Source organism: Pseudomonas fluorescens, assembly GCF_004683905.1.
GTDB lineage: Bacteria > Pseudomonadota > Gammaproteobacteria > Pseudomonadales > Pseudomonadaceae > Aquipseudomonas > Aquipseudomonas putida_A.
This window is the reverse complement of record NZ_CP038438.1, coordinates 3,867,137-3,880,361: the sequence shown is the minus strand read 5'-3', so window position 1 is coordinate 3,880,361 and position 13,225 is coordinate 3,867,137. Positions and strand designations below refer to the sequence as shown.

Here is a 13,225-nt window from a genome sequence, read left to right as displayed (position 1 = left end):
CTCAACGGTTTTGTTCAGGGTTCCACTGGGCATATCGGTGGCCGCGCAGGAACTGCCACAGGCCGAGACTCATCCCGGCGAGGGTGACCAGCAGGAACGCGGCCAGACGAAACGGTTTGGGCAAGCGATGTTGCGAGTCCAGCAGTCCGGCCAGCGCAATGGCGTAGCCGAACAGTTGGGCGATCAGGGCCAGTCGATAGAAACCGTGGTCGTCCCACAGCCAGAAGTTGCTCAGCAGCAACGGCAGCAGGAGGATCGGTGCCAGGCGCCGGATCAGTTTGTGGCTGATCAGCGCCAGCGAATACAGGCCATGTTTGAGTGGGTTGAGCAGCTCACTGCGCTGGGCGAGGCTTTGCAGGCCACCGACGGTGACGCGTTGACGGCGGCGGAACTGTTTGTCCGCTTCGTCGACACCGTGGTCGATCACTTGCGCCTCTGGCACGTACACAATGCGCTTGAAGGCCACCGGTGCACAGGTGCTGAGAAAGAAGTCGTCGTTGACCTCCGCCGGCACGCTCTGGAACAGCTCGCGGCGCAGGGCGAGCAGGGCGCCGTCGGCCGAGACCATGCAGCCGGTGCGATTCTCCACCCGACGCAGCCAGCCCTCGTAATGCCGGTACAGACTGTCGCCGACGCTGAGGCCGCCGCCGGTCACTGGAATCACCATGTGCCCGGCGCAGGCGCCGACATTCGGGTCGCTGAGTGGCGCGAGCAGGTAGCCAAGGGTTTCCCGCGACCATTGGTTGTCGGCGTCGGTGAACACTAGAATATCGCCAGTCGCCAGGGCTACGCCGGCATTCAGCGTCGCGGCTTTACCCTGGCGCGGCAGGTCGAGGACAGTGATTCGCGAATCAACCACTTTGTGCGCGCAAGCCACGGTGTCGTCGGTCGAGCCATCGCTGGCGAGAATGATCTGCAGCGTGGCCGGCTGGTAGTCCTGCGCCAGCAGCGTGCGCAACTTGTGCTCGATGTGCCGCGCCTCATTGTGCGCGGCAATCACGATGCTGATGTTCAGCGGCGGCGCCGGGCTGTGGCGCCAGGCCGGGAACAGCGGCGCCAGCACAGTCAGCAGCAGCGGGTAGCCAAGGTAGGCGTATACCGGCAGCAGCAGGCACATCCAGAAAATGAATTCAGCCACGGGCAGGCCTCCTGGCGTTCCAATGACACAGACTGAGAATCAACGCCGCCCCGGCCAGGTGCAGCCGCACCCAGTGCAGGCCCCACAGTTGCAGGGTCAGGCCCACATCATGATGGCGTGAACTCTGGCGAATGCTCAGCACCAGCGCCGGTATCGTGGTCAGCATCACCATGACGGCCGCGTGGTGCGGAAAACCGTTGAGCAGTGCGGAAATCGCCAGCAAGTCGAGCAGCCACGCGCCAAGCGAGAGCAGCGGAAAGCGCAGCAGGCGCAGGCTGAAACCGTGAGTGCGCAGCAGTTGCAGATGACTGCCCTGACGCCACATTTCCTTGCCCATCCACTCGCGCCAGTTCATCTCGTAGCCCCAATGCAGGGCCACGCTGCTGTTCACCGACAGCAGCCGCGCGCCCTGTTCGTGCAGGCGCAGGGTAAATTCCTTGTCTTCGCCGGTACGCAGGTGTTCGTTGAAGCCGCCGACCTTGTCGAACCAGCGCCGGCGCATCAGCAGGTTGGAACTGGGCAGCCAGTCCACCGGGTGCGATGCCTGACTCGACGGGCGCAGCGTGCGCCGTTGCCAGGCGGCGGCGTACCACGGCGCAGTGGCGGGGGTGTGCAGGTCGAGACCGAAGACGTCGGCCTGACCCTCGGCTTGCAGCTCGAACAAGGGCTTGAGCCAGTCTTCGGGCATTTCGACGTCGGCATCAATGAACGCGATCCACTCGCCGCTTGCCAGCAGCGCACCGCGATTGCGCAGCGCACCGATCAGCAGGCCCGGCAGCACCAGCACCTGTGCACCGAACTGACGGGCGATGTGCGGGCCGTCGTCGCTCGAACCGTTGTCGACCACAATCAACTCGCACTCGACATCGGCCGCATGTGCGGCTTTTTGCGCTGCCAGCAGCGTGCGGCCGATGTGCCGGGCCTCGTTGTACATCGGGATGATGATGCTGATCCGGCTCATGTCCTGGCCTCGGTCAGTGGCGCCTGTTCGGCCTTGAGGCGCAGGACGCTGGTCAGCGCGAGCATGATCCACAGGTATTTCTGGTTCGGTGCGCTGAGGAACATCAGGAACAGGGTCAGCGACAGAAAGCTCACCCCGAGGTGAGTCATCAGGTCCGCCTGCTGCCAATCGCGCCGCAGCATCCACGCGGCGCGCGCGCGGATCAGGTTGTACAGGCCCAGGCCGAGCATGCCGACAAACAGCAGGCCGGCGGGGATCCCCAGCTCACTGAAAATTTCCAGATAAGTGTTGTGGGCGCGGCGGTACAGGTCGCCGATCTTGCGGTTGGCGGAAAACGCCTTGGCGTAGCCGGTGGTCGCGTAGTGCAGCGGAAAGGTGCCGGGGCCGGAGCCGAGCAGCGGGTTCTCGCGGATCATCTGCCCGCCGACCACGATGTACGAGGCGCGCCGGCCGAGGGATTCGTCGTCGTGCCCCTTGGCCCCGGCGCTCAACACGCTCAGGGACTGAATGCGCGCGAGGTAACCGGCGGGCATCGCGTAGATCGCCAGCGGAATCACGATGGCTGCGCCGAGCATGGCGAATCCCAAGTGCCGTGGGCGAATGCGGGTCAGTTGCGCGCGGTAGTGCCAGCAGCCGATCAACAGACTCAACGCCACCACCACCAGCCCGGAGCGCGATTCGGTCTTGGTCATGCCGCCGAGCAGCAACAGGCAGCAAGCGCCCCAGAACAACCGATGCAACAGATTCGGCCCGCGAATCACCAGCAGCAGCGCCAGCGGAATGGCGAAGGCGATCAGCAAGGCGAAGGCGTTGGGGTCTTCCAGCAGACCGGCAGCGCGGCCCTGATCCTGGAATTTGACTGAAAACATCGCCATGGCACAGGTGGCGCTGACACTCAGGGTCACCAGTCGGGCGAACAGGTCGAGGTTCAGTTCACGGCCGATCAGCAGGGTGATGACAAACAGGATCAGCCCGACGCTGAGTTCGCGCAGATGCCCCAGCGACATGCCCAGGTCATCGGTGTTGAACAGGCTGAGGAAATACAGCGCCAGAAACCACAGCAGAAACCGCCAGATATTGCTGCGCAGGCGCTCGGAAGGAATCTGGTGCATGGCCAGTTGCAGCATCAGGATCACCGCCAGCGAAGCGCCGATCAGTTTGCTTCCGGACAATGCGCTGTCCTTGAAGAAACCTTCGAACGGCACCAGCGCGGCAATGCCCAGCAGGCCCCAGGCCGGCTTGCGATACAACACTGTGAAACCCACCAGGCCAATGACCGCGCCGGGTGCGAGAAACGGATAAGGGCTGGCGAGCAGACCGATGCACACCATGCCGAGCAGCGTGACGATCGAGAGCGGGAAAATCATGCGCGTGCCTCCCGTGCCGTGCGGATGTACAGCTGCGACCAGCGTTCGGCGAGGGCCTTGAGGTCGTAGCGATCCTGTTGCGTACGCTTTGCGTTGTCGCACAAATGCCGGGCCAGCTTCGGCTCGCTCAACAGGTTGTCGAGCTGACGGGCGAGGTCGGCGCTGTCGGCAGGTGTCGCCAGCAGACCGTTGTGCCGGTGCTCGAGCACATCGGGAATGCCACCGACGGCGAACGCCACCACCGGCACGCCGCTCTGCATCGCTTCGAGCAGAATCATCGGCGTGCCTTCGGTGCGCGAGCTGATCACCAGCGCATCCAGGCGCTGCCACCACGGTTGCATGGCGGTCTGGTAGCCGGGCAGACGAATCCGTTGCTGCAAACCTGCGGCGTCGATCCGCTCCTGCAGCGCCTCGCGTTCCGGGCCGTCGCCGAGCATCACCGCGTCCAGTTGCGGATGCTGGTGACACAGCGGAATCAGCGCATCGAGAAACAGATCCGGGCCTTTCTCGCTGCTCAGGCGCCCGACGTAACCGGCCAGCCAGCGCTGGCGGTCAACGGTGCTGACCAGCGCGTCGGCGGCGGGCAATCCATTGGGGATCACCTGCAGTTTGTCCGCCTGCACGCTGGCCTGACGATGCAGCACGGCGATGCTCTCGGCCACGCACACCACCCGATCCACCGACGCGGTGCGGCACAACTGCAGACTCAGCCAGGTGTAAAACTTCTGCTTGCGGCTGCGCGGGGTGAAGCCGTGTTGGGTGATGACCAGCGGCAAACGCAACAGCGTCGCGCCGACCCAGCCGAACAGCAGCCCTTTGAAGTTGTGCGTATTGATCAGCGGCCGTTCGCTGCGCCGGGCCCGCAGGTGGCGCAACAGCTCACCCAGCCCGGCACAGCCACGGCAGTCCACCCCGGCCTCGCGAAAGCGCGCGATCAACGCCGGCGGCGCATCGAGGAACAGCACCTGGTGCTGCCCCGGTGTCGCCAGGCAGTGATCGAGCAGCATGCGCTCGGCCCCATAGAAGCCGCCGCTGCTGAGCAAATGAATGATCGGCAGCGCGGCGTTCGGGGTGGACAGCGTGTTCAATTGCGCACCCAGTGCACGAAGCTTGGCACGGTCCAGTTCTTGTGCGGATTGCTCGGCAGCACGTTCTCGTCGTTGATCACCAGCAACACCGGCAGGCCCAGTTCGTGGGTGATTTGCGCAGGGTGTTTGAAACGGTGATCGAAGAACTCACGCACATAGACCAGGGCTATCGCCAGCAGCAGACCGGTGAACAGCCCGAACGGAATGATCAGCAGCGGTTTGGGGAACGCTGGCTCGGTCGGCTCGAACGGCGGGCTGAGCACCTTGGCGTTCGACAGGTCGTCGTTGAGCGAACCGGCGGTGCTGCTTTCGGCAAAGCGTTGCGCGTAGGTCGAGAACGCCGTGTGCAGCGCGTCGATTTCCGTGTCCATCTGCCGCAGCTTGCTCTGGGTCTGCTGCAAGGTGTGGATGCGGTTCTTGAACTCGGCGATGCGCGCGGTTTTCTGATCGATCACCTGTTGCACCACGGCCAGATCGTTGGTGCGCTCCTGAATGCGGTTGCTCACCACTTTGAGGAACTGCTGGCGGGTGCGGGCGATCTGCTCGCGGGTCAGCAGCATCGGCTCGCTGCCGGGCTGGAACACCGCGAGGTCATTCATGTAGCGGCTGACCTGAGTGGTCAGTTGCTCGCCCAACTGTTTGATTTCCCGATCCTCGAACGCCACGTTATCGACGGTGGTGGTGAAGGTGAAGGGGAACGTGTAGTCGTTGAGCTTGTTGCTGCTGGCGGCCGTCAGCGCGGTTTTCAGGTATTCGAGCCAGCGCTGGCTCTGTAGCAGACGATCCTGGTACAGGTTCAGGGCTTGCTCTTCGGTGTTGATCGCGTTCAGGCGGAAGGTGATTTCTTCCTTCGGATCGGACGATGCAACACTTTCCAGCAGCGCCTGCCGATTACCTTCCAGCCCGTCGAGACGCACCTGATACAGGTGCTTCTTGGTTTCGTAGAAGGATTGCGGCAGGTCGATCGATTGCAGCGCCTGACGGCTGCCCAGATAGTTCTGCAGCAGAGTGGCGACGAACGTCGTGCCCTGATGCGGATCGGGGAAGCTGTAGACGATCGAGATCACGTTGGAGCCGGGCAGGGTCTCGATTTTCAGGCTGTTGATCGCATCTTGCGTCAGGCCGTCGAGCACGGTGTCACGCACCGGATCGGTTTGCAGCCCGAGCATGTTGCGCAGCGGATTGATCACGTACTCACGCAGCGGCGAAGAGACATAGCGGCGGAACGGGTCGCTCACCAGTTTGGCGAAGATGCCCACCGGCGGGTTGTACTCGCCCTTGTCGCGCAGCTCGCTGATGGTCTGGCGGATCAGCGCCGGGGACCGCAGGATGTTGCTTTCGGTTTCCATGTCCGCCAGCGACGGCGGAATGAAGGTGGCGTTATCGACCGTCAGTGACGTGGTGGCGTCACCCTGGGAGAGTTTTTTCGACTGCACGATCACCTGAGCGGTGATATCGAAGCTCTGTTTGAGCACCAGCGGCAGTACCAACGCGATGACTGCAAAGATCAGGAAGACCCGTTTCACCAGTTGCTTGTTGGCGAAGAAGATCCTGAAGAACTCATGCAGGTAGTTTTCCTTTGGATTCATGATCGGTCACCTGAGAGTCAGTTACTGCTGCTGCTTTTGTTGTCGACGCGGTAGCCGAAGCTGAAGCCCACGCCCTGGAACAACACCACGTCGGCCAGTTGCCGGGCGAGATCGCCGGCACTCGCCAGTTTGGTTTTTGGTACGAACAGCATGTCGTCCGGTTGCAGGTAGGCGATCTGCGACGCATCGCCCGACAGGGCTTTTTCCACGTCGTAGTGCACGGCCTGCACCTGGTTGCCGTTGCGCCGCATGATCACCACCGAGTCGAGGCGCGCCTTGACGTTGGTGCCGCGCGCCAGGGTCAGCGCTTCAAGCACCGACACTGGACGGCGGATCGGGTAGGAACCCGGTTGGCCGACTTCGCCGAGCACGTAGATCTCGTTGCCGGCGGTGGACTTGAGCATCACATCGACGCTCATCCGCCCCGGCAATTGCGCGTATTTCTGGTTAAGGAAGGTTTCCAGTTGGTTGATGGTCATGCCTTGCAGCGGCACGGCGCCGATTTCCGGAAAGCTTGCATAACCGTCATTGCCCACGGTGATCTCGCGGCTCATGCCGGTGGCCGGGTGATTCAGTGCGCTTTTCAGGTTCTGCTCATTGGTCAGCGGGCTGATGACCTGCACGGTCAGCTGATTGCGGTTGGGCTGGAACAGCTGTTTGCGCTGGTAAGCACGCTGGATTTCATCGCGAGCCTCGTCGGCGGTCAGGCCGGCGATTTTCACCGAGGTGTTGGCGCCGGGCAGGTTGATGGTGCCGTCGGGCAGCACCAACTGGTTGCCATTGAGCTGGCTGGCGGCGGTGAAGTTCAGGCCGATCTGGTCACCCGACTGCACGCGGTAAGCGTCCGAACCGCTGGTGCTGATGTGGAAGATCACATCCAGCACGTCTTGCGGGCGCAGGGTCTGTTCGACCTTGGGCATATCGGTGGCCTGGGCATTGGCCGGGGTGGCGGTGAGAATGTTCACCGGCATGTTCTGGGTTTCGGAAGTGCTGGAGCAGCCTGCAAGCGGCAGCATCAGCAGAACAAGTATCTTGGCGTTCATGGCGTCATCCTTCGCGTTTGCTTACAGGTTTTTGTAGAGCCACTTGGGCATGTAGTACTTGCGCCGGTTGAACACGCTGCCGACCACTTTTGCCCCGGCCTGGGTCAGACGTTGCACGGCGGCCTGGGCGACTTCCCAGCGGGTGTCCTCAGCGCGGACCACGAACACCACGCCATCGACCTGAGTGGCGAGCACCAGCGTGTCGGCGGCGGAATACACCGCGTCGCCGTCGATCACCACGAAGCGGTACTGGGTGCCCAGGCGGTCGAGCAGCGGGCTCAGGCGCTCGGCGGTCAGGTGTTCGAGGGTGCGGATCGGCCGGCCATTGGGCAGCACATGGAAAGGCAGGCTCGAGACCTGCACCACGCAGTCCTGCAACAGCGGCGGGTTGTCCGGGTTGAACAGCAGGTCGCGCAGGCCGCGCTCTTTGCCCAGGTTCAATTGCTGCGTGAGGTTGCCTGCCGACTGACTGGCATCGACCAGCAACACCTGGCCGCTGCTCATCTGCGCCAGTTGGCTGGCCAGTGCGAGGGCACTGGTGGTGGTGCCCGCGCCGGGGTTGGCGGCGGTCAGGAACAGGATCCGCAGATCCAGATCCAGCACGGTCGAAATCAGGTTCGATTCGCTGGGGTTGGCAATGCTCAGGCTTTTGTTGGTTGAACCGTCCATTAGCTTGCTCCGTGGCCGCTGAATACTTTGAAGGGGGTTTTCAACAAGATCTTCAGATCAAGCAAAAGGCTTTGCTCGGCGATATAGCTGAGGTCCAACTCAACGCGCTGGTCGAAGTCGATGTTGCTGCGCCCGGAGATCTGCCACAGGCCGGTCATGCCGGGGTAGATGCTCAGGCGCGCAAGGTGGTTGTCCTTGTAGCGGTAGGCGTTGAACGAAGTCGGCCGCGGGCCGACCAGGCGCATGTCACCGCTGACCACGTTGAACAGGTTGGGCAGTTCATCGAGGCTGGTACGCCGCAGGAAACCGCCGATGCCGGTGATGCGTGGATCCTTGTCGATCTTGAAGTCGATGGCGTCGACCCCGTGCTTGTTGAGGTGGCGTAGCGATTCCTTGAGTTCTTCGGCGTTGCAGACCATGGTGCGGAACTTGTACATGCCGAAGGTGCGGCCGCGATAACCGGTGCGTTTCTGCACGAACATCACCGGTCCCGGGCTGGTGAATTTGATGGCCAGCGCCAGGCCCAGCAGCAGCGGCGAAAACACCACCAGAATCAGCAGCGCACCGAAGCAGGCCAATACCCGGTTGGTGCGTGACAGCGTCCATGGCCGGCCACCATCGCGGCCGGTCAACCAGCCACGGCCCTGCATGTGGATGGCGGAATCGAGGCGCATTCGGTGCTCGGGATCCATGCGCTTGTCACGGCGCATCTGATTGATCGGTACACCTTGTTCATGTCCAGTCATGGGGTCCTCCGCTGATGTTCAGCCGCGAGCGGCGCGTGGGCGATAGGCAGTGGGGTAGTAGTCGCGAAACCAGGCGATGAAACGCCCCAGTCCTTCATCCAGCTCGATCCGGGGCTGGAACCCGGTGGCCTGGGCCAGATCATCGGTCTCGGCACAGGTGTTGAGCACATCGCCCGGTTGCAGGGGCAAGAGCTCGACAATGGCTTTCTGGCCGAGGTGTTTTTCCATCAGTGCCAGATAGGTTTTCAGCTCCACCGGGTGGTGGCCGCCGATGTTGAACAGACACCACGGCGCCATGCTGCTGCCCGCGTCGGGATGTTCACGATCCCACTCCGGGTGGTTGTGCGGCGGATGGTCGGTGAGGCGCGCGATGCTTTCGACGATGTCGTCTATATAAGTGAAATCGCGCTGGTGCTCGCCGTAGTTGAACAGCTTCAGCGGCGTGCCTTCGGTGATCGCCCGAGCGAACTGGATCGGCGACATGTCGGGCCGACCCCATGGCCCGTACACGGTGAAAAAGCGCAGACCGGTGCAGGGAATGCCGAACAGATGGCTGTAACTGTGGGCCATCAGCTCGTTGGCTTTTTTGGTCGCGGCGTACAGCGACAGCGGGTGATTCACCCCGTCATGCACCGAGTACGGCGTGTGCTGGTTGGCGCCATACACCGAGCTCGACGAGGCGTAGATCAAGTGCTCCACCGGATGGTGCCGGCAGCCTTCGAGAATATTCAGGAAACCGCAGAGGTTACTGTCGAGGTAGGCCTTCGGATTTTCCAGCGAGTAGCGCACCCCGGCCTGCGCCGCGAGGTGGATCACCACTTGCGGTTGCTCGCGGACAAACAGCGCTTCAATCGCGGCGGCATCGGCCAGATCGATCCGCGCCAGCGGGAAATGCCCGACCTGATCGCGCACCCATTGCACCCGATCGTGTTTCAGTTGCGGGTCGTAATAGCCGTTGAAGTTATCCAGGCCGACCACCGCATGCCCGTCGCGCATCAGCCGCAACACGCAATGGGCGCCAATGAAGCCGGCTGCGCCGGTGACCAGGATTTTCATGGGCGCAGTCCTTCCGGAGCGATGTGGCGCAGGCCGATGCCGCTGTAATGCAGACCGGCGGCGGCCACGTGTTCCGGGTTGTAGAGGTTGCGACCGTCGACAATCACTTTCGAGCGCAGCTTGCTCGCCAGCAGCTCGAAATCCACTACGCGAAAATTCTTCCACTCGGTGCAGATCACCAGCGCATCGGCATCTTCCAGGGTGTCGTCGCGGGTGGCGCACAGGTGCAGGTCGTTGCGATAGCCGTACAGGCGCCGGCATTCGGACATGGCTTCCGGATCGTAGGCCTGCACGCTGGCGCCTTCGGCCCACAGCGCGTCCATCAGGTAGCGGCTGGGGGCTTCGCGCATGTCATCGGTATTGGGTTTGAACGCCAGGCCCCAAATCGCAATCGACTTGCCGGCCAGACCCTGCGGAAACTGCGCCTTGAGTTTGCCGAAGAGGATGTGCCGCTGGCTGTCGTTGACGTCGGTGACGCTGCGCAGCAATTTCAGCGGCATGCCGTTGTGTTCGGCGGTGTGCAGCAGGGCGCGCAGATCCTTGGGGAAGCATGAACCGCCGAAGCCGCAACCGGGGTAAATGAAGTGGTAGCCGATGCGCGGGTCGGAGCCGATGCCTTTGCGCACCGCTTCGATGTCGGCGCCGAGCAGTTCGGTGAGGTTGGCCAGTTCGTTCATGAAGCTGATGCGCGTGGCGAGCATCGCGTTGGCCGCGTACTTCGTCAGCTCGGCGCTGCGGTTGTCCATGAACATCAGCTTTTCGTGGTTACGGCAGAACGGCGCGTACAGCTCGCTCATCTGCTCGCGGGCTTCGTCATCGCGGGTGCCGACGATGATCCGGTCCGGGCGCATGCAATCGGCGAGGGCGCTGCCTTCCTTGAGGAATTCGGGGTTGGACACCACCCGCACTTTGAGGCTGCTGCGGCCACGGCGCTGCAACTCTTCGCTGGCCTTGGCGGCGACCTGGTCCGCCGTGCCGACCGGCACCGTGGACTTGATGATCAGGGTGCGATCGGCCTCCATGTGCGAGGCGATCTCCCGGGCGACGTTGAGCACGTGGGTCAGGTCGGCGGAACCGTCTTCATCGGCCGGCGTGCCCACGGCGATGAAAATCAGCTCGGCATGCTCCACCGCGTCGCTGGCCTGGGTGCTAAAGAGCAAGCGGCCGGCCTTGATGTTTTCTTCGAGGGTGCTGGAAAGACCTGGCTCACTAATAGGTGGCACAGCTTGTTGCAGTTGCTTGATCTTGTTGGGGTCAATATCGACACATAAAACCCGATGCCCTACATCTGCAAGTGCGGCGGCTTGAATTAATCCGACATAGCCGGTGCCAAATACGCTCACGTCCATCTGCGCACCCTCGATAGAGCGAAAAGAAGAAGTTCGGAAGAAGACTGTAAAAGGGGTATAGCGCAGGGTTTGGAAAGCGTGTCAGCAAAATGACATGTTGCACCTGTATAACACTTGAGCGCTTTTTGGCGATTGGCCATCAAGTCATTGCTGCGATTGGATTTGTTGTTTTTTTGCAGATTTGTTCAGATTTCAAATAAGCGATAAACGGTTGTAAGTCTTTAATTTAAAGGCTTCTAGCGTTTTGTGTGTGTCAGATTTGAGTCACCGGTTTTTTGACGCTTTCTAAAGAAAACAGTCAATTCTTGCGCTTTGATGGCTGGGTGCTAGTGTCAGGTTCTGACCGACAAACCTTTGACTCCATGCCGTTTTGCACGAGCGGTATCGCCATGTTCAGATATGCCAAAGAAGTACTTTTAATTGTTTATTTGCTGCTTTATTCCGAATATTACGTTGATCGGTTAAATGCTATCGGCGTCGGTTTTGCTGTACTTCTTTTTGGCGCGATGTTTTTGGCGCTTACTTTAGCGTTATATCTAACGGCTTATATTTGTCAGGCTCTCATTCGCCACTTGTTCGCAATAACACTGTTTGTCTCGGCGGTGTTTTTCGATGTCTATACCCGGGTCGCCGCGGATTACCTGAGCTACAGCAGTTTTGTCTCGCTGGTGTACTCCGGCGGCTTCATTCAGGAGGCCGCCTATCAGTATCGCGACGCGATCATTCATGGCGCGCTCAGTGGTCTGCTGTTGCTGTTCGGCATCGGTCTGAAACCGCGCCATGCACTGGTGGTGCCCAACGCGTTGCGTGTGGCGGCGCCGGTGTGTGGTGTGCTGCTGTTGAGCGCAGTGTTGTTCCTGCGGGCGGGCGAGGGCGCGCGCGGTTTGCCGATCATGTACACGCCGCTGGCCTATCTGAACCTGTTCGCTTATGAAGCGCTGCACAACACGGTCGGCCCGCGCGAGCCGGTGACGCTGGCGCGCAACGCAGTGGCGATCAATCACGACATCGTGCTGATCATCGACGAAAGCATTTCCGGCAATTATCTGGACATCAACGCGCCGTTCGGAGTGCACAGCAACCTTAATCAGGCGCATCCGGGCGTCGACATTTTCAACTACGGCTACGCCGCATCCATCGCCAATTGCAGCGCCGACACCAACGTCACGTTGCGCTACGGCGGCACCCGCGCCGATTACATGCGCATCAACAGCACGCTGCCGTCGATCTGGCAGTACGCGAAAAAGGCCGGGTTGCGCACGGTGTACATCGACGCTCAGCGCACTGCCGGCAATCTGCAGAACCTGATGACCGACACCGAGAAAAAAGACATCGATGAATTCGTCCAGTTTGACCAGACCAGCGTGCGCGACCGCGACATGGCTGCCGCCGCCAAGCTGATCGAATTGCTCAACGATGATCAGCCGGAGTTGGTGGTGATCAACAAGGTCGGCGCGCATTTCCCGGTGCACGACAAATACCCCGACGCCTTCATGGCCTACCGTCCGACCTTGCCGCGCGGGCAATTCACCGAAGTGGCGGATACCGGTAAGCGCGACGGTTTCAACGGCCAGCCGGATGACTGGGTGCTGTACCGCAACGCCTACAAGAACACCGTGCTGTGGAATGTCGGCGAGTTCTTCGCCCGGGTATTTGCCCAGGCCAATTTGCACAATGCGCTGCTGATCTACACCTCCGATCACGGCCAGGACCTGCATGAACGCGGCAACCCCGGGCTCAATACCCACTGCGGTGGCGATCCGGTGGAGGAAGAAGGGCTGGTGCCACTGGTGGTGATTCAGGGCGATCAACTGCACGGGCCAGACTGGGCGCAAGCGTTGCCGGCGAACAAGGACCGCTCCAGCCACTACAACATTTTTCCGACGCTGCTGCAGTTGATGGGGTATGACCTGGCGGGAGTCGAGGCGCTGTACGGCAAACCGTTGACGCTGCCGACGGCGGACGACTTCACCTTCAACTACCGCTTCAATGCGCGGCTGGGGGCCAAGCCTGAGTGGAAGCATATTGATCTGAAGACCATCGTCACGCCGGGTGCGGCGGCGACCAGTGTGGCGACCGGGGATTGAGATTTGTGTCGGGCCAACGGGCCTCATCGCTGGCAAGCCAGCTCCCACAGGGATTGAGGTTGTTCACAAATACTGAATACACCCAAAAACACTGTGGGAGCTGGCTTGCCAGCGATGAGGCCAGTGCAAACA

At 61.5% G+C, this 13,225-nt stretch carries 11 protein-coding genes; 1 reads left to right on the top strand and 10 read right to left on the bottom strand.

The features are described 5' to 3' along the window. Window position 1 precedes the first annotated feature (1 nt). Genes E4T63_RS17755 through E4T63_RS17710 form a run of 10 tightly spaced genes read right to left on the bottom strand, consistent with a single transcriptional unit; the run spans window position 2 to window position 11,006 of the window. Entirely contained in the window at window positions 2–1,138 is a 1,137-nt protein-coding gene (locus E4T63_RS17755; RefSeq protein ID WP_134786786.1) for a glycosyltransferase family 2 protein, read from the bottom strand. Then, on the bottom strand, window positions 1,131–2,099 hold the full coding sequence (locus E4T63_RS17750; protein WP_098964579.1) for a glycosyltransferase: 969 nt from the start codon (window positions 2,097–2,099) through the stop codon (window positions 1,131–1,133). Before E4T63_RS17750 ends, E4T63_RS17755 begins: the two co-directional genes overlap by 8 nt. Continuing rightward, entirely contained in the window at window positions 2,096–3,466 is a 1,371-nt protein-coding gene (locus E4T63_RS17745) for an O-antigen ligase family protein (RefSeq protein WP_134786784.1), read from the bottom strand. The genes E4T63_RS17750 and E4T63_RS17745 overlap by 4 nt, the downstream gene beginning before the upstream one ends. Further along, on the bottom strand, window positions 3,463–4,554 hold the full coding sequence (locus tag E4T63_RS17740) for a glycosyltransferase family 4 protein (RefSeq protein WP_135296169.1): 1,092 nt from the start codon (window positions 4,552–4,554) through the stop codon (window positions 3,463–3,465). Before E4T63_RS17740 ends, E4T63_RS17745 begins: the two co-directional genes overlap by 4 nt. Then, a complete protein-coding gene (locus E4T63_RS17735) occupies window positions 4,551–6,143 on the bottom strand; it encodes a GumC family protein (RefSeq protein ID WP_098964574.1) in 1,593 nt (530 codons plus the stop codon). The genes E4T63_RS17740 and E4T63_RS17735 overlap by 4 nt, the downstream gene beginning before the upstream one ends. A gap of 17 nt (window positions 6,144–6,160) precedes the next feature. Beyond that, a complete protein-coding gene (locus tag E4T63_RS17730; RefSeq protein WP_098964572.1) occupies window positions 6,161–7,186 on the bottom strand; it encodes a polysaccharide biosynthesis/export family protein in 1,026 nt (341 codons plus the stop codon). Window positions 7,187–7,207: 21 nt separating this feature from the next. Continuing rightward, window positions 7,208–7,855 (bottom strand): CpsD/CapB family tyrosine-protein kinase, encoded by a 648-nt coding sequence (locus tag E4T63_RS17725; RefSeq protein WP_007961335.1) that lies wholly within the window; start codon window positions 7,853–7,855, stop codon window positions 7,208–7,210. Continuing rightward, window positions 7,855–8,601, bottom strand: a complete 747-nt coding sequence (locus tag E4T63_RS17720; RefSeq protein ID WP_135296168.1) for a sugar transferase — start codon at window positions 8,599–8,601, stop codon at window positions 7,855–7,857. Before E4T63_RS17720 ends, E4T63_RS17725 begins: the two co-directional genes overlap by 1 nt. An 18-nt stretch (window positions 8,602–8,619) precedes the next feature. Beyond that, window positions 8,620–9,657, bottom strand: a complete 1,038-nt coding sequence (locus E4T63_RS17715) for an NAD-dependent epimerase (protein ID WP_041066280.1) — start codon at window positions 9,655–9,657, stop codon at window positions 8,620–8,622. Continuing rightward, window positions 9,654–11,006, bottom strand: coding sequence for a UDP-glucose dehydrogenase family protein (locus E4T63_RS17710; RefSeq protein ID WP_098964569.1), 1,353 nt, complete (start codon window positions 11,004–11,006; stop codon window positions 9,654–9,656). The genes E4T63_RS17715 and E4T63_RS17710 overlap by 4 nt, the downstream gene beginning before the upstream one ends. Window positions 11,007–11,395: 389 nt before the next feature. Between E4T63_RS17710 and E4T63_RS17705 the strand changes: the two genes are divergently transcribed. Continuing rightward, complete coding sequence (locus E4T63_RS17705; RefSeq protein ID WP_135296167.1) at window positions 11,396–13,093, top strand: sulfatase-like hydrolase/transferase; 1,698 nt, start codon at window positions 11,396–11,398, stop codon at window positions 13,091–13,093. The last annotated feature ends 132 nt before the right edge of the window (window positions 13,094–13,225 follow it).

Bases quoted from the DNA above. Each gene is read 5' to 3' on its own strand.
- E4T63_RS17750 (WP_098964579.1), bottom strand. From the start codon at position 2,099: ATGAGCCGGATCAGCATCATCATCCCGATGTACAACGAGGCCCGGCAC.
- E4T63_RS17745 (WP_134786784.1), bottom strand. From the start codon at position 3,466: ATGATTTTCCCGCTCTCGATCGTCACGCTGCTCGGCATGGTGTGCATC.
- E4T63_RS17735 (WP_098964574.1), bottom strand. From the start codon at position 6,143: ATGAATCCAAAGGAAAACTACCTGCATGAGTTCTTCAGGATCTTCTTC.
- E4T63_RS17730 (WP_098964572.1), bottom strand. From the start codon at position 7,186: ATGAACGCCAAGATACTTGTTCTGCTGATGCTGCCGCTTGCAGGCTGC.
- E4T63_RS17725 (WP_007961335.1), bottom strand. From the start codon at position 7,855: ATGGACGGTTCAACCAACAAAAGCCTGAGCATTGCCAACCCCAGCGAA.
- E4T63_RS17720 (WP_135296168.1), bottom strand. From the start codon at position 8,601: ATGACTGGACATGAACAAGGTGTACCGATCAATCAGATGCGCCGTGAC.
- E4T63_RS17715 (WP_041066280.1), bottom strand. From the start codon at position 9,657: ATGAAAATCCTGGTCACCGGCGCAGCCGGCTTCATTGGCGCCCATTGC.
- E4T63_RS17710 (WP_098964569.1), bottom strand. From the start codon at position 11,006: ATGGACGTGAGCGTATTTGGCACCGGCTATGTCGGATTAATTCAAGCC.
- E4T63_RS17705 (WP_135296167.1), top strand. From the start codon at position 11,396: ATGTTCAGATATGCCAAAGAAGTACTTTTAATTGTTTATTTGCTGCTT.